The following is a 21200-nucleotide window of genomic DNA, read 5'->3' on the forward strand; positions in this document are numbered from 1 at the left end:
GTCTTTGGAACTGTGTCTATCTTAGTAAATGGTTATAGAACTGTCATTGACTTTTGATCTTTATTTAGTCCTTGACAGTGGAAGTAGAGTGTCTATCAGTTATCGAGATCCAAGTAGGCAACCGGTTCATCACAGTGTGGACATAAGCCTTGAGGTCCAATACGAGAGCAGAATACATTGCGGTCTGGACATCTACGAGTACCGCGGCAGTCGCTCTCACAACGTGGACACTCATGAACGATCTAACAAGGCTGGGCACTTCGCTCAGGACTCACGGTACTCGAGCTATTGCGAGCCCGATACGTTGCCTGGCGACCATGCAATATAAAGGTGAACGATATCGCGACGACCAGTTTACGACTCGACCTCGTAACATACACTCTTAGTAACAAAATCTTGCAGCGGTGGCTCCGACAGTCTCGGAGAACCTAAGGGGGGTTCAGTCCAGATCCATACAGTTGCACCCCACATTCGTTGCAAAATGCGCCACTTTATGTTTTTGTGCAACAGCACATTGAGTTGCTCTGCTAGCATCCGGTAATCGCAGCAACTGCATTTTCGATCATAGATCCATTTCAGCAATTCGTCAAAGCCATCACGGTTGCAACCATTTATAGAGTACAGTTTCAAGGCATAGTCAATTAGATACTGCTTCTGCACGCCATCACATGCAGAGGGTATGCTTGCTTGGAATAGCGAAAACAATAACTCGCCGTAAGAGGGTCGTGGGTTGCCTACAAGGTTCACGTTAGTGGTTACTACGACTGGAAATAAGATTGTGAGAACTGCTAGTTCGAGCACCAAAACTGTCAAATTTCCGTGTGCTGTGACGATAGTAAATACGAGCACGGTTCCTACTATCGCGATAGTCATGACGGAAACTAATATAGTAGAATTGTCAAAGTTTCCCCCGCTTATCCAGATGTGTAGGTGGCGACCCTCTTCTTTGGGCGATGGTCTCCGAACCCTTCTTCTAACAATGACGAAATCACCAACCTTATCCGGTGACGATTGCAGTATTTCTTGCAGTATTTACACTCCCTCTCAAGCTGCTTATCATTCATTGGTAGCTCCCCAGCAAGTCCGACGTCTCCACACAAACCCTGATCACTCGCTTGGTAAGTTCCACCACATATTTTGGGTCCTCTGAAAACTCGTTCGGATCGTTCTTGATCCCACTTTTTTTATCTATCGACGGCCTCATCCGTTGCAGGAACAGTTCGAGCGCTGGCCGTGGCCCGAGTATCCACTCCGACGCACGTTCTGGTACACCGGTTAGGGTCAGGTACCCATTGACCTGAATCCGTGTCCGATCCCAGTCGGCTTTACCTCGTGCTCCGGACCCCTTGTTCGGGTGCCCCATAATGGTCGCGCGATAGCGTTCACGTTCATCCTCTGGAGGCATAAGGGTGAACTCCTCTGCCACCGGATAAGGCTCGACAGTTTCGTATCCGATATGCAGGTCAAGCAGCTTCTCACCAATCTCCATCAGTTCCCGATAATTCTTCAACCAAGGTATTCGTGGATACTCCTTGGTAAGGTTGTCACCGTATTGTTCTGTGTAGCCTGGATGGTGAAGGACTCCGTAGATGTAGGCGAAGAGATCATCCTTGGTGAGCGAGGTATCTGAATAGATTCCTTGGAACTCCGCCAGTGCTTCGTCGGTGATGTTGTCGACTTGTCTGATCTCCCGCTCTACTCCATCAAAGAGAGCGTCTTTGGTGTTGGGAACCTCATAACGATAGCGAGCAAAGACGTGGGTGGGTACGAAGGTATTGAGGTCTGCGACTACATCCGTCGCCAATACCGCGAATCTTCCTGCGCCCCTTCCGCTTACCAAGATCGCTCAATTACCCACTTCGCCCGTCGGATAGAGCCTTGGAAGCTGGTACTGCATCTCGTTCAATGCCTTGTCGAAGTAGACCCATTGTTTAAAAAACGGACGGTATAGCCCAACTCTTACCCGCGATGGATCGAATGCAACTGGATAAGCATTTGACCCCCTCACTCGTCGCGTTAGTTCAAGCTTGAGACCTCGTGACCAACTGATCTTGGTCTCGTCCGCGATCACAAAGTCATCAACCGAAGAGGGCTGGTCTTTCTTGTAACGCTCTACCTCAGAGTTAAATACCTCAATCATTGAGGCCATCTTTGCGAGCAAGGTCTCTTGTGAGGAATTATAGGCCCAAGCGTCACGATTTGTCACCAACCCATTTGAGTCAATCTTGAAGACTCCGGCCTCAGACTCTGTAGTTGTCAGAGACTTTAGCCCATACCAGCTCTGATCTCGCTGATTGACCCAGTCGTGTTGTTGGTTAGGCTCCACCTGTGTCCATTGGACACCTGCTACCGAGTTAAATTGGGCAAGTTGATCGAGCTTGGCCTCCCGGCTCAAGTAGTCACCAATGTCATGGTAAAAGATCCCTCGGGGGGCGTTCTCGTCCAGCCCTCCCTTGATCAGGATGAGTATGGTTATCGGAATTCGTACTCCAAAGACGTTCTCACCTTCGCTACGTATATCGGTCTCGCCATAGGTGCGCCGACTATTCCCCCTCAAATCCAGCACATAGACGGTATCGAACTCCTCCTCGAAACTCGCTCGCACTCCTTGGCCAGAGCCACCCCGTAGCCAACCTCCGTTGGTAACAAAGCAGACGATGCCAGAGTCTCCTATCCGATCAGAGGCCCAGCGAAGTGCGCGGATGTAGGAGTCGTAAAGACTTTTCTTACCGACTGCACGCGACTTGGCGGCATAGGTATCGATGATTCGCTGATCGAGGTTTGGGTACTTCAAGTTCTTCGCATTCTCATTCTCGCTGCCCTGTCCAACCGAATACGGAGGATTCCCGACGATGGCAGTGATCGGAGCCCGCCGTTGGGCCTCGATGCGCTGCGAGTTGGCTTTGAAGACCGTCTCTTCCATGAAGGAATGCGATTCGTTCAACTGGAAAGTGTCGGTCAAGACGATGCCGTTGAAGGGTTGGTAGTTCTCAGCCTGAGCCATCGCGTGATAGGCAGACTCGATGTTGACCGCTGCGATGTAGTAGGGCAGGAGCAGGATCTCATTGGCGTGAAGTTCACTTCTGTACTTGGCAGGAAGGGATTCTCCCAGGAGTCCAAGCTCGATTAGGCGCACAATGAAGCTCCCAGTTCCAACGAAGGGATCGAGGACATGTACGCCTGAGTCTTTGAGTTCAAGACCAAAGTAGGTTTTGGTGAGCTCAGCGACTAATCTAAACATAAATTCAACGATCTCAATCGGCGTATAGGCGATCCCCATACGATCAGTGGTGCGCTTTAGCGCCTTGTTAAAGAAGTTCTCATAGAGGTCCTTCACAAGTTGCTGGCGGGCGTCCTTGGTCTTTGCAGCTTGTGCGCGTTCTCTGACCGATGCATAGAAGCGTTCGAGATCCTTGGCCTCGGACTCAGTTCCCTCCTCATCGATGAGGTAGGCAACGACAGCATCTAGAGATTGTGATACTGGGTTCGAACTAGCAAAGTCATAGTCACCAAAGAGGGCATCAAAGACCGGTTTTGTCACCATGTGCTGGGCGAGCATCTCAATGGTGTCATCTTCAGAGATACTCGGGTTGATGTTTTCACGCAGCGTCTCGACAAGGCTCGCGAGATTGTCGGCAAATACGCTCGATCGGTTCTTCGCCTCTTTGATACGAGTCACATAGGTGCCAGCGAGTACTGCAACGTCCTCGGCCCACTTAGGCCAGTACCTGGTACTAGAGAGTCGCTTTGAGAGCTTGGCAAAGATGGCGGTCTCGATGTGTTCGGGCCAAAGAGTTGTCTGGGTTTTGATCTCGTTTACCGTCTCCTTGTGGGTACTATCAGACTCCTCGGAGTCACCCCCGATCCCGATCACGTTGATCTTGCGCTGCGCTGGATCACCAAGATTCAAAGTGTTAATGATTGCCTCGAAGCGCTCATCATGGGCCTTTAGTGCTTGAAGGATCTGCCAGACGACCTCGAAGGACTTGTTCCGATCGAGTGCCTCATCAGGATCGACATTGGAGGGAACGACCACTGGGAGAATCACGTAGCCAAACTGCTTGCCTTCTGCTCGTCGCATTACTCGCCCTACCGCCTGGACGACATCGACTTGGGATTTGCGAGGTTGTAAGAACATGACAGCATCAAGCGATGGTACGTCTACCCCTTCTGAGAGACACTTGGCGTTCGTGAGGAGTCGGCACTTCTCAGTTGACTCTCTAAGCCAGTTGAGATCCCCATTGCGCTCCAGTGCCCCCATCGTGCCATCGATGTGTTTGATCTCGACACTAGGTAGATTGCGACTAGTTCCAATCCCTTGGAGCTGAGCTTGGGCGACCACGTCGGTGAAGGTCTTTTGAACCTTCTTAGATCCCTTGATGGTATTGACGAAGATGACTCCGGTCTTCATTGGATCTGGATCATTGGCGAACTCTTCTGGCCGATCGCTGATCTTGGCGAGTCCCATCCAGCAACCGAGCAACTTGGCCGCGTCATCGAGTTTGATCTCAGAATCTGAATCGGTGAGAACAGAGTGCAGGGTCTGGGCGGCATAAGCCTCATCGATCGCCAAGATCACCACTTGGTAATCCGAGAGCAGTTCTTGCGATACCGCCTCACCAAAGCCAAGACGATGGAACTCCTTGCCAAAGTGGGCCTCGTTGTCCATCGAGTAGAGGACGATCTCGGCCTCGCTAGCTTTTGACTTCGCTCCTTCTCCATAGACCTTCGGAGTAGCGGTCATGTAGAGTCGTCGCTTGGCTCGGATGCGCTTATTGTCATGGACTAAAACAAAGCTAGAGTCGTGAGTCTCGGTTGCGACACCTGCGGTTCTATGGGCCTCATCACAGATGATGAGATCAAACTCCGGGAAACCGAAATCTCGCTGGGCCTCCTCGATCACCCGTAAGGACTGATACGTGGAGAAGGTGACATACATTGGCTCACAAACACCTTGAGCCTGTGCCCTCTGCCTCGCAGTCTCAAGGTGGGCTCCGAGGCGTTCAGGCTTGGTGGTAGCTGGCAAGGCGATATCAAAGGTATGGCTGTCCTCTGAGTCCCGAGTGACCTCGTTATCAGAACAGACGGCGAGACACTGGAGCTGCACCTCGGACTCGCGCATCCACTCCTTCAAGGCCTGGGACAGTAGTGCAATGGAGGGAACGAGAAATAGTACGTGACCGCCACGCCCTACGACCTCTTCTGCGAGTCGGAGCGAGGTGAAGGTCTTGCCGGTTCCACAGGCCATGATGAGTTTCCCTCGATCGGCTTGGCGAAAACCCTTCTTCACATCGTCAATAGCTGCTCTTTGATGAGGCAACAGGGTCCGAATTGAGAGTCGCAGGAGCCTATCTGGCATCGTGGGGTCAAACTGCGACCAATCAATCGGCGAGTCAAGCAGATTAGAAAGCCCAAGCCTTTGCACCGGAGGACGCTGGTCCTTTAAGGTGTTGGTTGCGTTCGGGTTCCAGTGGTCAGTTGTTGCGATGATCAACCGTGAGGTGAAAGGCTCTCTCGATGAGGCCGACAGGAAGCTGTCGATTGCAGGCTTTGAGACGCTTTGGCCGGCAGGGATGAACTTGCACTGAATCGCACACACACCGCCATCGCGCTCGATCCCAACGAGGTCGATTCCTGTGTCGCGTTCCCCAGCGGGTCGGTCAGGCCACTCCATCCAGCTAAAGACCTTTTCAAAGCGACTGGCATAGAGGGGGTCGGTCTGGAGGTACGCCCTCATCAGACGTTCAAATGCGTTTCCCTGTTGGGTGGAGTTTGCGGATAACAGGGTAAGCTTCTCTAGAAGATCTGTTAGGTTCATGGAACTACTGTAATCGAGGATGTAAGGGTTGTCTGGATGAGAGTGCCTTCTGCTAATACCATTAGTCGATGTTTTTCACCCAGACACAGTCAGGCCAGGCCGGGCTTCTGGTGCCCGGACGATGAAGGGAGTAAGATCCAGCGATTGCCAGCATGGATGAAGATCTGGCTGCGTATTGGTCTTAAGTCGATAATCGACTATCGGGACAATTGTCTGTGGGTCTTCGTTGTCTTGCGTAGGCGGTTGAAGAGTTATTTTTTTAACATCTTCTTTTTGCAACCGTTTCAAGAGCTTGGTAAGTGCCAGATCGTCTCTTTCAAGAGGTCCGAGCCGACAAGGTATGGTCAAGATGCCATTCTCAACGGTAATCCCGTCAAAGTTCATTGCGTAAGAGTTGCTTGCAACCATCGCTGAGATGCCTCCAACAACTGGGTTGATCTTAAAATCTTGATCGGTGCAGTCTACGTCAATGACTTGGTCAATCGCTGGTAGACCGCGAGCGTAGTCTGTTAGATTGTTAGCGAGCTGAGTTGCCAGCTCATCGATGTAGGAGTCCGCAAGATTCTTGATCGAATTGTCGCCTGGGTGGAGCTTTAACCGATAGCGGCGCTCAAGCCTGGTCACCTTCTTCGCCAGAATGCCCTCTTCCTGTTCTGCTTGGGACGGCTCGTATCTAACGAGCAACTTTGCCAAATTGTCTCTCACCCTGTCAGCGTCGATATCGACGATGTGAATTCTCGCTTTGCGGTCACCAATACCCTCGACGATCAGACTCATAGCAGCTTGATCCTGTGTAGGGATTGAATACCCAAGGAAGAAGATTTGGTCAGCTTCACGAAGAGCTTCGAATGCGTCCCGCCATAGTTGTCGGATGACAGGGTTGGCTAGATACCTCGACTTCGTCGACGAAGGGGGCGCAATGAATGATTCCCTGCCGGGTAGTTGTCTACGGATCTCTGCGCGTTGGTCGCCAGCTGGTTGACCGAAACTTCCTATATTGGGCCAGCGTTGCAGGGTGGCTCCGGTTGCATCATCTGGCACCCAGTACCAGGAGATTGAGCCATGCAGTTTGATCAGACGAAATGTGTCTCGCCAGGGTGTTGACTGCTCGAAGTCATCACTGGCCATCGAGACCATACCGCCACCTTGCAAGTTTGAAAGTCTGGTCTCCTCGTTTTGTATGGAAGGTGGCAATGGCGGCAAGCGGTTCAAGACGTCGTGAATGCTAACAGGATTGCGATCAAACATCGGTAGATGTTGTGAGTTGACACCACATTCTATCAAGTTGTCATAATTGAAACTGATGACCGTAGCTTGCCGGACATGCCAGGCAAAGAGCAGCTTCGCAAGCCAGGGAGGCATCTGACCCGTTAGGGTTACGTTCTCCCTCTCGATGAGAATCTTACCGATCTCCTGGCTCACCCGAAGGAAGGCCGCTGATCGCTCCAGATTCTCGTCTGCCGAGAGGTGGGGCTGGTCTTCTGCTAACCTCGATATCCACTGCTCAAAGCCCTCGCCGCCATGTGGCTTGGTGCCATTATTTAAACGATCTTTAAGTCTTTCCAGTATTGGTTCAAGTAGTTGAGCGGCGACAGGAAAGTTCCCAGCAACCGCCTTCGAAAACCCAGCTCCTAGGATGAAGACGTCATGCCTCGTTAATGGTCGCAGCTCTTCCATTGAATCCCCCCGTAAGTCCAACGACCAGTTTAGATTCTGACACCGCCAGAGAGGAAACAACATCCACATCTGCGCAAGGTGGCCGTTCGAAAGGCATGACATTGCTTTGCCCGGCACTGTCGTAAGGCCGGTGTCACGAATCGCACGTCGACCCTGTTGTGCAAAGCATTTTCTTATGATGCTCTCGCCAAGTAGACATCGAGTTCGGTCAAGATCGTTGCGGCCGTCTTCTGGATCCGCTCGGCACTGGTACGGATCTTCGCAATGGCTTGGGTAGAACCGCCGGCCCAGAGGGTGACATAGCCAAAGGAGTAATCACCAGAGTCGATCCCGAGAGCTTGGCAGGTTACATAGGCGCCTGATTCAGCTTCGAGTTCAGCTAACTCACGATCGTCTTCGTTCTCGTGCAAGAGTGCGTGGGTAAGTTCATGAGCCAAGGTCTTTACCCTCTGGGCACTGGAGTTAGCGATCTCGATCTGGATGGTCCGTTTCTTGTGGCTACAGAGGCCGTTGATTCCTGTTGGCAGGCTCAAGGTTGTGTCCCGATAGTTGTGCAAATTCCACGAGTGTATTGATTTGCTAGTGGTGGCCATGGTATCTAGGAATTATTAGAAACCAGAACCTCAAGGAGGTAGACCATGACCACCACAAACAATACTAAAGCACTTATCGAGTCAGTAAAAGAGACACTTACTCAAGATGGAGATCTGCGCCGACGAGATCTTCGCCTCGATGCGGAAGTACCTCGAGCCTGTTGTTCTTGAAGCCACTTGTGACAAGGGACACTAGAACGTACAGCCACCAACCCCGATCCTAGTCAAACGTAAAAACCTTAGGTCCTCAACAACATATCATCAGATTCAAAAGATCACAATCAAAGACAGCCTGTTAAAACTACCTCTTCGCAGGGGTGATGAGGGCCGATAGATCTCTAGCCACAGACATTCAAGAAAAGCGGACCTATCTAGGTCTTTAGACCTACGAAGTCGTAGATGTAGTCGATGAGGTCGTTCCCTTGGAAGTTGTAGTCGTAGAGGAAGAGGTCGTAGAGGTATTTTGAGACAAGGTCGTCGAGGTCGTAGACGCTGAAGAGGTGGCAGCCGTTGTAGACGTCGTCGATGTGGTAGTCGTGGTCTCTTTCGGAGATGAAGTAGTGGTAGTCGATCTAACGGCAGAGGTGGTGGTAGAAGGTACTGCTGATACAGCTGTCGTGGTAGTAGTGGCTGTAGATACTGTCGGGGCAGAGACATATACAGGAACCTGTTTGGGTCGAACATAGAGGTACAGTACAAAAAGCGCCAGAAACAGCACCATTAGGTACCAGGTGGAGCGTCTAACTCTTAGCAAAGCCTTCATTCATCACACCATCTGCTGAATCACTGCCGAAGAGGATGAGTCAGGGAGAAGGTCTTCCTCCGAGAGCACCTCAATGATCCTGGCCCGCATTATCCTCCCTGCCTCGAACTGCTTGGACGGCAGGGTACGGGCCACAACACGCATGACGACGTAGCCGAGGGAGATGGACTCTATCCCTGTAACCGCTGGCGGGGTCAGAAGTACAGGAATGAGCCGCTCGTCGTTAGCGAGCTCTTTACACACCTCGTCTAGTATCTCCCTTGCTCTTTGAGAGGCCTTTTTCTCCGCAGGAAGCTGAATGTCGATAACCACCTGTGACCAGTCTCGAGATAGGTTCGCGACCTGCAGTATCTGGCCGTTTCGAACCGCAATAAGCTCACCGGCTAGGGACCTGATCTTTGTTATTCTAAGAGTTACCTCCTCCACCGTACCAGAGACTCCAGTGGTGAGGCCGACGCCCGATATGCGGATGACGTCTCCGACGCCGTACTGTCGCTCTGTAATAATAAAGAATCCGCCTAAGACGTCCTGCACCAAGGTCTGTGCCCCAAAGCCCACCGCTACTCCCAGCACGGTTGCTGGAGCAACAAGGGACGTGAGGGGGACTCCAAAGCGGATAAGGATTAGAACTGTAGCTGTAAAGTAGGTCACGCTTCTGAGGGTCCAGTCGATCGCCTGGATCGCCGTGTGAATGTACTTTGTAGGCTCCGACTTCACCAGGTCGCTTACCACCTGATAAGCGGTCGCTTTAGCCACGCGGCGCTCAGCCAAGGAGGCGACCCCGTGAATGAAGCGCGCTACTAAAACCGACCCTATGGCGATCAAGACTATCTCTATGCCACTGGTCCTCAGCCAGGTCTCGTAGTCTGCTATCTCGATCCCAAATAACACCATGATGACCTAATACCTTAGCCACCACTTCACATAGGCGCGATCTGTTGAGATCAAATGCCGTTCATGTACATCTTCGACCAAAATGCGGTTCGGTTGATATAGGCGTAAGAGGCTGCTGTGCCTGTGAGACCGTATGCTCCGTTGTAGTCGTGGTAGCAGTAAGTCGGGATACACATAGCCTGTGCCGGCTCTATCTGAGTCCCTTCGTGCCACTCGTTGAAGGAGGTGATGGTGATAAAGTCTGCGTTGGAAGCCAGTGCCCCTTGCCACATAGCGTCGTAGTTAGCTCCGTTTTGGCGGGATCGGTAACGGGTGTCGTTGTTGGCTCTTTGGTCGATAAAGCCAGGACCTACAGATGGTGAACACATAAGTCCATAAAGGTGAGCCTCGTAGCAGGTGGGAGCAAAGTCCGAAGGCTGTTCGTCGTAGACGTCGTAGGTAAAGATACCCTGGAACCCCGCTGAGCGCGCCCACTGCTCAAACTGACCCGTCATCATCTGCCCCGGATCCCCGGTCGCAAAGAGTCGAACTCCTGAGAGTGTAGAGGTCAGTGACTGCCAGGCACTCGCTGAGTACTCAGTGGGATCCCAGAAGAAAAAGTCTGTTATCCCCCACTTTGCTCTCAGATAGGCTATGTCAGAGGTGATCGAAGAGATAGTACGCCCGGCGTAACCGTCTATCAGGATCGCTACATCGATCCCGTGTGCTCTTGCCGATGGAACCACTAAAGAGAGTCTTTGGTCCTCTATCGATCCCTGACCCCACCACGAGGATATCAACTCGTTTATCCCGGCTTGGTTCATAAGCGCCATCTGAGAGTCGACGGTGGCCTGAATCGCCTGAGAGTACGGACCACCAAGTGGATAGAAGTTAGAAGCTATGTCGCCAACGGCGGGATTGTGGTTGTTCTGATTCCAATGTTCCCAAGTGACAACGGTTGGAGGTGTTCCCCACCATGGGTAGTAAAAAGCAGCGACGGTACGGTTCGAACTAAGTCCAGGTCCAGGAAGCTGGCTGTAGGGTACAGCACCAACTTGGGACCCTCCCACAACCGGCTGATTCAAGCGGTGTCCGCCCATGGATCCATAAAAACCTGCGTCCCCAAAGGTAAAGATACCTCCGTCAGAGGCGACCTCGTAGTATCCATACCCGCTACCTGTTTCAAACCCTCCAACGACCGGCTGATTCAGGGGGTGTCCGCCCATGGATCCATAAAACCCTGCGTCCCCGAAGGTAAAGATACCTCCGTCAGAGGCGATCAGCCAATAACCCCGTCCATCTGGAGTTGAGACGATCGAGACGACAGGCTTATTCAGTATGTGGGTACCCATAGATCCCCCAAACACTGCATCACCGAACGCAAAGACATCCCCTGTGTTGGTAACGAGCCAGTACCCTTTACCATCGGGTGTGGACGCCATGCCAACGACCCTGCCCGAGATCGGCATACCCCCCGCAGAACCATAAAACCCTGCGTCCCCAAAGGTAAAGATACCTCCGTCAGAGGCGACCTCCCAGTATCCTCTACCGTCGGGTGTGGACGCCATGCCAACGACAGGAGCGTTTAAGGGATGCCCACCCATGGATCCATAAAAACCTGCGTCCCCAAAGGTAAAGATACCTCCGTCAGAGGCGACCTCCCAGTATCCAGGAGGAGTGCTGAAGGAGGTGTTTTGCATACTTGAAGCCCTAGACCCCGATATAAGACGATGAAGAGGTTGCGGTGTCTGACTTGGATATGCGGCTCCGTTTGTCGATACAGCACCTACGAGGAACAACACAGACAAAGTTGAGGACAACAAGGCGAAGACTCCCCTAAAAACCCCCATCGTCACTCAGGCCTCCTAAAGTCCCAGGATCTTAAGTTCAGCTATCGACAAAAACTCAAGGTGAACTTTACGATCAAAAGTTATTTACTCCAAGAGTTTCATGAATAGGAACGATGGATCTCTGCCATCTCTATCTTTCGGTCTCCACCCACGCTTAGGCAGTAAAGCATCCCTTTTTCGATTACGTAGATAGCTTCTTGATCGAAAAGTCGAGCTATCGAGGTCATCTCCTTCAACCCAAACATCGGAGTCTGTGAGACCACTAAATAACCCATCTCCAGATAGGATTCGTCCTGCGAAGAACCCTTTGCTGGAAAAAGCTGCACACCCGAAACCGCACGTAGCATCGACTCAAGCTCGTGGTTTCGTTGAAGGTTCTCCTCGTAAGACAGCCTTAACTCCCCCGGATTCCACGCAGTTACAATGTAGCTCTCCGCGTGACTTTCAAATAGCCGTGCAAGCGGCTCGAAAAGCTCACAGCGCTCACGTCCGTCGAAGATACATCGCCATGCGCCCTCCAGATAGATTTCGATCTTCGCCCTTAGATATTCATCCCAAGACGTCAACTCCTCTGCCAAGGACCCCTCCTCTAATAACTAGCTAACAAAGACACCGCCTCCCCCCTCTACGTCTCACACCCATTGAGCATATGAGGTGGTGTAGATGTCACATCGGCTCGAAAGATTTAGTCGCAAGCCACGGCAGATCAAATACACCCCAGATACAGAAAGGTTTAGAGTATCGCGATCTTCTACTAGGTAACAACCAGCGACATCGTCATCGAGTTGCGTGTCTCAAGCTGAGAGGATAGGTAGATCCTACCTTCTTACTTATACGCCAACCACAGATCAAAGAGGAAGCTCCAAAGCAACGGCAGAAGGATATACAAGTGGTATCACGTTTCCAGGATCAAAAGCTCTTACAGACCGACAGTCTCACCAGCACATATGTGACGCTAGAGAACGACGCTGCCACCCTTACCACCTAATTTGTAAGTCCCTACACCTAAAGAAGGTATGACGATACTCACCTCGACGCCTCCGCACACCTACAACACCCATCTTTGGAGGAGGAAGTTAGAAGCCCTCACCAGACCCGGCAAGTGTAGATCCAAAGGTGTTTTACACTAACATACGCTTTACCTATCCAACAGACCCCTGTTTCCAACAACCAGGCGTCTAGATCCTCTTGAGACCTCGTCACATCCAGCAAGACAGGTGATGATTGCGAAGGCGCTACTATAGAGCCCTTTAGACACACTTGAGCTAACACCATCTGGGAGTTCTGTCGCCTTTACTCAGCCGTGGCAGGCCGCCGACTCCACCTCATCGTTCTCAGAGCTCTTTGCGGCGACCTCTAAGAACAGAGAATAAGCTCTCTCAAATCCTCCCAAGGCCGTCTCGACCGAGCCGCCAGCCCAGCGAAGCAGGTAAGGAGCAGAGTATTGTACAGAGTCGTACCCTATCCCCGACATGTAAAGAAAGGCAAAGGTCTCTGCCTCAAGCTCTGCCACCTCCCTCTCGGTGGCGCCTCTTTCGTGCATCGATGCGTGCGCAAACTCATGGGCAAGGGTCTTCAGCCTCTGCATGTCACTCAAAGAGTCCGAGAGGGCCACAACGCGTCCGCTAAAGTCGGTGTAACCGTTCACTCCCTCATCCAAAGTGCCAGAGACCACCGTAAAACCCTGTCTTACAAGCAAGTTCCTTAGGAACTCCTCGGCTACCTGGTCACCTTGACCACTCAGCAACTTTGGCGCCATTGGCTCTTCAAAGGGCTCTCCCTCAGTCTGCGATAGGTCGAAGATCGAGGCTGCACGAAACCCAACAACCTTCAGCTCATCAAGAGGCTCTAAGGAGCCGTCGTAGTTAGACTCAGCGACGCGTGTCCGCTGAGTCAACGGTACCACTATCCTCACCCCCACTGACCCCTTCTTGACCCACCTACCAAGCTCCTTCCATCGGGAGTAACCGGCTAGGTAAGACGGCGTTATTCCAAGTTTTTGGCACTGACCATAGATTAGCAAAGTGTTTCTTGGAGAGTACGTGGAGAACCTTGACGCAAAGTGAAGGAACTCGCCCCACCTACCACTATCGACAAGTTCCTTTAGAGCACCTTCTAACTGCTCTCTTAGTTCATGGTAATTCAGATATCCCTTCATCTTCGACCCATCTCATCTGTAAGACAAACACTGGGCGAAGACGCCGATATCGAAGAGTAATGTAGCATACCTTAGCTACAGGGAGCTCGTAGACTAGACGAGACCTGATCTAGGAGGGAGACGTCCTCCGGCAGTCGTTCTTTCACGACCTACAAAACACATAAGGGCGGACTCTAAAGGCTAGAGCCCGCCCCATGGAAGGTCCTCACTAGACCCTTACTTACAACCTTTACCTAAGTGTCGACTGTTCCGCCTTATTGCGCTCTAGACGGTCTCTGTCTGCCCTGTCGAAGGCGTCGATACCAGCTTGGGTCTTACGTCCTGAGGCGACACCCCAGTAGTAAAAGACGAGGGAGAGAACCACAACTACCACAAGATCAAGTGGGTAGTGGATAAGTCCCTTACCTTTGTTGAAGGGAGCCCCAAAAGTCGCCGAACCAAAGTAGGTCATAGCCAGCATCACAAGCAGGTAAACGATAAGCCAGACACCGCTTTTAAGGGCTGCCGCGTCGACCTTGTCCAACGTTGTATTGGGCCGAGCCGCTGCGATACCGTAGATAAGGGTCCCAACCAAGATGGCTACGATTAGCTTCCAGTCGATATTCCAGCCTGACCAGTAGATGATGAGGGTTCCCACAATGAAGGCCAGGGGACCCACTACCTCTAGGGCGCCTTGGCGGTAAGGTCTGTGAGCGTCTGGGTGGTTCTTCCTTAGCACCGCTGCGCTGACAGGTCCGATCATATAGGTGAACACCGTCGCTGACGATATAACACCTACGAGGCTCTGCCAGGACGGGAAGGGAAGAAGCGCTAATATACCAAATATAAGTGTGACAACAAGTCCGAGAATCGGCACTCCACCTTTGTCGGTTAGGGTAAGAAACCGCTTGGTAAGGTACTTATTAGCTGCACCTGCATAGACAACCCTTGCGGTAGAGGCTAAGTACACATTGCCGGTACCAGCCGGTGAGATAACTGCGTCTGCGTATAACAAAGTAGCCAGCCAGCCTAGCCCTAGAGCAGACGCCACTTGAGCAAAGGGCGACGTGAAATTTAGTGCCGCCCATCCCTTAGACAGAGCGCTGGGTGCAATACCAGCGATGAAGACAACCTGCAACATAACGTAGAGCACTATCGCCAACCCGATAGCCGTCATGATAGCCCGGGGGACGTCTCTCTGTGGATTCTTCGCCTCACCAGCCATATCAACGGCCTGGCGAAAGCCCAAGAACGAAAAGACGATACCAGATAACGCCACGGCCTTTAGAACACCAGCAACACCATAGGGTGCGAATCCACCAGGTACCTTCGATGCCATTGGCGGCTGATAGGAGTAGTTGCTCCAGTGACTAGCCACAAAGAGAAACACTAGTATCGTAAGGGTCGGCATGATGAACTTGATCGCCGTCACGATGGTGTTTGTCTTTGCATACGCCTTTACTCCATAGGAGTTGATGGCGAAGAACAGAACCAACAACAGCGCCTCTACCACAAGCCTAAGAAACGTGGAGTTATTGAAGCTCGTTATGTAGTGTTCGGAGTACTGAACCACGGCCTCAGCCTCGATAGCTGGAACGGTGGAGTAAGCGATAAACGCTCCCCACCCCATGATGAATCCGACTAGAGAGCCATGGGTAAAGTGCGGGTACCTAGCGATACCACCGGCTTCAGGCAACATACCGGAGAGCTCAGCGTATACCAGCCCGATAAGGATAACTGCAATACCTCCGATTACCCAGCCTAAGACTGCAGCCGGTCCCGCATCATTAGCTGCGTACAACACTCCAAAGAGCCAGCCAGAGCCAATGATCGCCCCCAAGCCAGCCATAACGAGGTCTAGACGGCTCATCTCTCTTCGGAGTTGACCGCCACCTCCTTGGACTGTACTCATTTAGTTTCCCCTCTTTCAAGTAATGTCGCCAAGCGACAAACTACAATTCAACGACCCATGCGCTCATCTCTTGATTAGCGCAGGTTCGGTAAATTTGAATCGATTATACATAAGATACATAGAGAAGGCAACCGCTTATTTTTGTACGCTCGGTAAATTTTCGAAAAGGAAACGCTTGGAGCTTCACCTAGAGTGAGTAGTTATTAGCCTCGACAACGTAGCGCCAGGTGGACATTTTGGAATCAAGGTTCGACCCTTAGGTTGAGTAGATCACCTAATCAGCAACACTCGGTCGCACTCCTCACATCGCTCCATAACAGACAGTGAGCTTTGACCTTGGCTTTTCAGTCTCCCTATTATCTTTGTAGACACAGAAAGACCACAGTGCCCACAGACCGAGTTGCTCACAAAGGCAAATACGGAGCCCTGTAGCTGTTTTGAAAGCAACATGTAACGTTCCCGGTCTGGGTCGCTAAGTTCACGCAGGAGACTTTCTAGAGCCTCCCTTTTTTGTGCCAGAATAGCTTTGAGGCCTGACTCCGTCTCGCTCCAGCTACTTTGCAACTGATCAAAGAGTTGCTTTGCAGACTCTAGCTCTCTCTCTAGCTCGGCGACTTCAGCCCTAGCTATCTCCAAGGACTCCATGAGCTCTAGCTCCTGCTCCTCGAGTTCCTCTAGACGTGCCTTTGAGACCTGACTCTGATGTTCCTTAGCCTCTTCATCTTTGTAGGAACCAGTGGGCGAGCTCCTTTGCAAAGACGATATCCTCTCCCTGACCGGGGCCGCCTCGGACTCAAGTTGGGAGATTCTCTCCTCTAGATCCAAGACCTCCGCCTGTGCCTTTGAAAGCTTTCGTCGTGCTTCGCTCGCATCTTCTGCAGCAACTCGCGCCTTCGACTTCATTTCATGGGAGGCTAGCTGGGAGTTGACCGCCGACATCTCGGACTCCAACTCAGCTATCTGCTCAAATACATCATCCAACCGAGATCACCTACACACAAGTTACCACGTATCTCAACGACTCGGACCTAAGGAACAGTTGTGCTCTGAGTTGGCTGCGTAGTTGTAGTCGCCGTTGAGGTAGAGGTAGACACAGAGGCGGTGGTCGTTGCCTGAGTGGTAGAGGTTGTAGTAGGAGATGACGTTGTAGGCACCTCAGTGGTAGAGGTTGTGGTAGTAGATGTTGGCGAGGTGATAGATCCGGGGGAGTCGATAGGAACTATAAACCTGCCCGGAGCTATAGAGCCTGGGGGTGGAGAGGGGAAGTTCTCAACCGGATAGGGTGCAAGCGCATGGTACATAAAGTACTGCCAGATAGAGGCAGGATAGGTACCTCCATATACGTCTTGGGGTGTAAGTGGAGGTCTCATCGGGATAGCTCCTTGAGGATCGCCCATCCACACTGAGGTGACAAGCTGTGGCGTGAAGCCATCGAACCATCCATCCGTAAAGTTATCTGTAGTGCCGGTCTTTCCCGCTGCTGGTCGACCTATCGCCGCTCCAGTCCCAGTTCCATAAGCGATCACTTGTTTGAAAACGGAGATAGCCACTTCACAGAGCTGGGGTGAGAGCACCCTTACACCTCTTTCATCTGCTCTATAAAGTACAGAACCAGAGGAGTTCACGATCTTTGTAACAAATACCGGCCTGTGATACACACCTAGGGCGTCGATCGTTGCATAGGCGCTTACCATCTCAAGTGGTGTTACATCTATCGAACCGATCACCATAGAGGGAATCGCTGGGACGTAAGAGTGAACCCCCAAAAGATGAGCCATCGTAACCACATTGTTGAGACCTATCTTTACACCAAGCCTTATGTACGCGCAGTTAATGGAGTCGGCAGTCGCCTTGTTTATCGAAACGACTCCAAGTCCGGGTTCTGCGTTGTGGGCCACATAGGTCCCTTGAGTCACTCCGGGGATGTTGAACTTACACGGAGCGGTTCCATCGATGGTATCGTTAGGGCTATAGCCCTGCTGAAGTGCAGACATGAGGGTAAAGAGCTTAAAGGTGGAACCCGGTTGCCGACCGGTTCCCCCCCGACCCGATACTACATCATAACCTCCAGCCCCACCAAGGGGGTTTCCTGAGATATACGCCCTGATCTCGCCGGTCAAAGGATCCACGGAGACCAAAGCAGCCGATACCCTGCCAGCTGTATATGGGGACCTAGCTAACACCGCTGCCTTGGCATCTGCTTGCATGGAAGGATCTAACCCTGTGTAGATCCTGTATCCGCCTTGTTCCAAGTTTGAAAGACGTTGCGTTGGCGTGGATCCGAGGAACGAGTAGTTCGAGTCGTGCAAAAGCCTATACTCAACCTCTCCCACAAAGCCACTCGGGGAGTTAAGCGTGGGCCGGTTCAGCTGAGTTGGCAACGGCTCTTTTTGGTACATAGCCGCCTGAGCTGCAGTTAAGTCTCCATAGGTTGCCATCTGTGACAGAGCCAGGTTCCGACGAAACAAAGCTGCTGCGGGGTGATAGTAAGGGTTCAATCCAGAGGGATCTTCTATCAGGACCGCTAGCAGAGCCGCCTGAGCGGGATTGATCTTCCACACCGGCTGTTGGAAGTAGGTAAGCGAGGCAGCCTGGATTCCGTAAGCTCCCTCTCCGAAGTAGATCGTGTTTAGGTAGTCCTGGAGAATCTGGTCTCTAGAGAGCTGCCCAAAGAGTCTGTAGGCAAGGACCGCTTCGTGGATCTTGCGAGACAGAGTCCTCTGGGGGTCCAAGATAGCGTTCTTGACCAACTGCTGCGTGATCGTAGATCCGCCCTGAAGCCCCTGATTCCCAGATGCATCGGCTACCAGAGCCCTAACAATCGACTTAAAATCGAGCGCTCCGTGTATGTAGAACGCGTGGTCTTCTACGTCCAAAACTGCGTTTCTAACCATCTTTGGGATCTGCGCAAGTTTTACAGGCTGTACGAACTGACCGTTTCCGATGGTGTACAAAGTGGAGCCGTCTCGTGCAAGGATCACCGAAGGAGCCTGGGCGAGCCTGAGTTGAAGGGGTTGCGACAAAGAACCCGGCTCTTTCAGGTTCGCTAACGTGGAGGCAGCCGGAACCACAAAGATAAATGCCAGGGCCAAGGCTAGGCCTGAAGCGACGATAGTTATAACTACGTTTCCAATTCGGTTACGCAACACGGTTAATTTTTATCCTCGTCAACATATGAGTCGTTCACACCCTCAATGCAGAAATTGTCATAAGTACAACCAAAGCAACAAAGAAACTCGGAACCACAACCTCTAAACCAACCCTAAAGAACTCATAAGCTGAAACATCTAGATCATAACTCCTAAGGATCGACAACCACAGTATCGAAGCCAAGGTTCCAAAGACAGTAAGTCCCGGTGCTGCATTCACTCCCAGAAGCAGTCCAGCTAACTCGTAACCCCCAGACGGATGGAGCACCTTGACCATGGCAGCTACCGCCGGAATATTATTCAACACGTTAGCAACAACTCCGCCCGATATCGCTAGCGCAGCTACTTTCTCTGCTGTCGATCCCCCTAATGAGACCGAGACACGTCCGGCGAGTGACACCGCAGCCAGCGCTGACGCACCCACTCCCAAAGCTGTCGTGAGCGGGATCCAGGACCTATGAAACGCTATCTCTTTGCACCTCAACCCAAGATATGCAATCAGCAACACATCGGCTACACCCACCACCTCAAAGGGCATAAGACCATAGCTAGGACCAAAAATAAACCCGATCAACACCAGCACTGTAGCAGACAGACCTACGCCGATACCTTCTAGATCGAAGACTTCCCCATCTTCGTTGGCAAAAGAAGTTTTAGGGGTCTTTAGTCCTCTGAGAAACCGTCTCTTCCAGAGTAGATAACCTAACAGAACAAGAGCGAGGGAGGGAAGACTAAGAAGCCTCAGAAAGGCAAAGGTGCTTAGGTGGTACAACGATACTACGTAGAGGTTGGTGAGGTTCGATACCGGCAACAGAGACGACGCTAGTAGCGACAGCAAAAGGGGCTGGTACGCTAAGGCCTTTGGGTCTAGGTTGTGTTTACGGGCGTAGGTTAGATAGATCGGCGTCAAAAGTACTATCGAGGCGTCTAAGTTGAACACAGCGGTCACGGCCGCTGCCAGAGTCCACAGGTAGCGATGGGGGTTCTTTTTGGGAATTACCCTTGCGCACTGTTCGAAAAACCCTATCCTTGCAAGCAGAGCACTAAAGGGTACCGCCACGATCAAAAAGGCCAGAGAGTCAAGTAACGCATACACAGCTCCCCTAACTGCAGGCTGTGTGACGCCTCCAACCCCTAAAGATACAAGCACCGAAAGCAGAGACCCAGCTACAAAAAGTCTTGACCTTCCAGCCATTACGGCTGAGACAACCGAGAGCACTAACGATAAGCCCAGGACCGTGTCTAGTATCTGATCGCTTCCTACCTTATATCCACGACCAAAACGCTATCTGCGAACCGGTATATAGGCGCCACGACCCAACGAAGCGCTGAACGTAAGGTCATCTACCTCTTCGACACCGCCGCGAACCTCATGAACCCAGGGGAGCTTCGACTTTAGTATTCGCTCTACACCGAGCTTGATCGTCGAGGTTGATATCGCACATGAGCTACAAGCGCCTTGCAACTCCACCTCCACCACTCCGTTGTTAGCATCTACAGCCTTTAGTACAAGGTCGCCACCGTCACTTTGAACTGCTGGTCGCATAATCTCAATGAGTCTTTCAACCTCGGCAACTCTATCTTTTTGATCGACGTGTTCCATAGTGACAACTCCTCTATACTCTGCCTAACCAGCTCCTCTAGCCTTTTATGCCCCAAATACGATTAAGACTTACTCGCCTCTGAAGCGGGTAAAGGCCGCCTCGATCTCCTCTTGCGCCTTAGAAAGTGGCTCCCATCCCTCCACGGTAACTGATTTTCCAGGCTCCAGGTCTTTGTAATGAGCAAAGAAGTGTTCGATCTCATCGAGCACAGAGCGCTGCACGTCCTTTAGGTCTTCAAAGCGGCTGTATCTGGGATCCTTCTCCGGGACACAGAGAACCTTTACATCCCTTCCTGCTTCATCGGACATTATAAACGCAGCAACGGGCCGTACCTTTATATGACAGCCAGGAAAGGTGGGATGGTCAAGTAGGACAAGGGCGTCTAGTGGATCGCCGTCTTCTCCTAAAGTGTGCTCTATGAAACCATACTCGGTGGGATAGGCCATCGGCGTAAATAAAGTTCGGTCTAGCCACACAGTATTAGAGTCGTGGTCTACCTCGTACTTATTTTTAGATCCTCTGGGTATCTCAACAACTGCGATAAGACTTTGCAAAACCTCTCCTTAGAAACACCTCAAACACCAAAGAGTATAGATTGATCAGCAGCATCTAAGATCAAGCCTACCCATTGGTACCTAAATATGAGAGTGGACTTGCTCACCAAATGGGACACTGAACCCCGCTTACCTATGCGGCCTGTATCGTAGCGGCTTGTTCGAACTGCATCGGCGATACATAGTCGATGCTCGAGTGAAGCCTCTTGCGGTTGTACCATTGGATCCAGTCAAAGATTGCGGTTCTTGCCTCCTCTCGTGTTTTAAATT

At 51.7% G+C, this 21200-nt stretch carries 15 protein-coding genes and 1 pseudogene; 2 read left to right on the forward strand and 14 right to left on the reverse strand.

Going from position 1 to position 21200, the window contains the following annotated elements:
* Positions 1-1060 precede the first annotated feature (1060 nt).
* From BUA24_RS10170 to BUA24_RS10180, 3 genes and pseudogenes are all read right to left on the reverse strand, one after another.
* A pseudogene (locus BUA24_RS10170) lies at positions 1061-5818 on the reverse strand (type ISP restriction/modification enzyme).
* 75 nt (positions 5819-5893) lie between these two features.
* The gene (locus BUA24_RS10175; RefSeq protein ID WP_072792137.1) at positions 5894-7495 is read right to left on the reverse strand and encodes a hypothetical protein; all 1602 of its coding nucleotides are present in this window, start codon (positions 7493-7495) and stop codon (positions 5894-5896) included.
* Positions 7496-7668: 173 nt separating this feature from the next.
* Positions 7669-8052 (reverse strand): ImmA/IrrE family metallo-endopeptidase, encoded by a 384-nt coding sequence (locus BUA24_RS10180; RefSeq protein WP_072792140.1) that lies wholly within the window; start codon positions 8050-8052, stop codon positions 7669-7671.
* Positions 8053-8133: 81 nt separating this feature from the next.
* On the opposite strand from BUA24_RS10180, the gene BUA24_RS13200 reads away from it, so the two are divergent.
* Together BUA24_RS13200 and BUA24_RS10185 are read left to right on the forward strand one after the other, a co-directional pair.
* Positions 8134-8259, forward strand: coding sequence for a hypothetical protein (locus tag BUA24_RS13200; RefSeq protein WP_272867306.1), 126 nt, complete (start codon positions 8134-8136; stop codon positions 8257-8259).
* Between the two features lie 329 nt (positions 8260-8588).
* Positions 8589-8774: a hypothetical protein gene (locus BUA24_RS10185; RefSeq protein ID WP_072792143.1), complete on the forward strand. Its 186-nt coding sequence runs from the start codon at positions 8589-8591 to the stop codon at positions 8772-8774.
* An 80-nt stretch (positions 8775-8854) separates the two neighbouring features.
* On the opposite strand, the gene BUA24_RS10190 is transcribed toward BUA24_RS10185, so the two are convergent.
* The 11 genes from BUA24_RS10190 to BUA24_RS10240 form a co-directional block, all read right to left on the reverse strand.
* The gene (locus BUA24_RS10190; protein WP_072792146.1) at positions 8855-9745 is read right to left on the reverse strand and encodes a mechanosensitive ion channel family protein; all 891 of its coding nucleotides are present in this window, start codon (positions 9743-9745) and stop codon (positions 8855-8857) included.
* Between the two features lie 50 nt (positions 9746-9795).
* On the reverse strand, positions 9796-11574 hold the full coding sequence (locus tag BUA24_RS10195; protein WP_143146522.1) for a glycoside hydrolase family 71/99 protein: 1779 nt from the start codon (positions 11572-11574) through the stop codon (positions 9796-9798).
* A gap of 98 nt (positions 11575-11672) precedes the next feature.
* Positions 11673-12152 carry a DUF3293 domain-containing protein gene (locus tag BUA24_RS10200; protein WP_072792152.1) on the reverse strand — a complete coding sequence of 160 codons (480 nt, stop codon included), beginning with the start codon at positions 12150-12152 and terminating at the stop codon, positions 11673-11675.
* 719 nt (positions 12153-12871) lie between these two features.
* On the reverse strand, positions 12872-13732 hold the full coding sequence (locus BUA24_RS10205; RefSeq protein ID WP_072792155.1) for an ArdC-like ssDNA-binding domain-containing protein: 861 nt from the start codon (positions 13730-13732) through the stop codon (positions 12872-12874).
* A 229-nt stretch (positions 13733-13961) separates the two neighbouring features.
* Complete coding sequence (locus tag BUA24_RS10210; protein ID WP_072792157.1) at positions 13962-15623, reverse strand: APC family permease; 1662 nt, start codon at positions 15621-15623, stop codon at positions 13962-13964.
* Positions 15624-15893: 270 nt separating this feature from the next.
* Entirely contained in the window at positions 15894-16604 is a 711-nt protein-coding gene (locus BUA24_RS10215; protein ID WP_072792160.1) for a CT398-like coiled coil hairpin domain-containing protein, read from the reverse strand.
* A gap of 47 nt (positions 16605-16651) precedes the next feature.
* Positions 16652-18772: a transglycosylase domain-containing protein gene (locus BUA24_RS10220; RefSeq protein ID WP_072792162.1), complete on the reverse strand. Its 2121-nt coding sequence runs from the start codon at positions 18770-18772 to the stop codon at positions 16652-16654.
* 34 nt (positions 18773-18806) lie between these two features.
* Positions 18807-19991 (reverse strand): ArsB/NhaD family transporter, encoded by a 1185-nt coding sequence (locus BUA24_RS10225; protein ID WP_072792165.1) that lies wholly within the window; start codon positions 19989-19991, stop codon positions 18807-18809.
* Positions 19992-20057: 66 nt separating this feature from the next.
* Positions 20058-20375 carry a NifU family protein gene (locus BUA24_RS10230; RefSeq protein ID WP_072792168.1) on the reverse strand — a complete coding sequence of 106 codons (318 nt, stop codon included), beginning with the start codon at positions 20373-20375 and terminating at the stop codon, positions 20058-20060.
* 69 nt (positions 20376-20444) lie between these two features.
* Positions 20445-20930: an inorganic diphosphatase gene (locus tag BUA24_RS10235; protein ID WP_072792170.1), complete on the reverse strand. Its 486-nt coding sequence runs from the start codon at positions 20928-20930 to the stop codon at positions 20445-20447.
* A gap of 133 nt (positions 20931-21063) precedes the next feature.
* On the reverse strand, positions 21064-21200 hold a 137-nt coding region (locus BUA24_RS10240), incomplete at its 5' end, for an IS3 family transposase (RefSeq protein ID WP_084660424.1).

It is taken from the genome of Ferrithrix thermotolerans DSM 19514 (assembly GCF_900128965.1).
Taxonomy (GTDB): Bacteria; Actinomycetota; Acidimicrobiia; order Acidimicrobiales; family Acidimicrobiaceae; genus Ferrithrix; species Ferrithrix thermotolerans.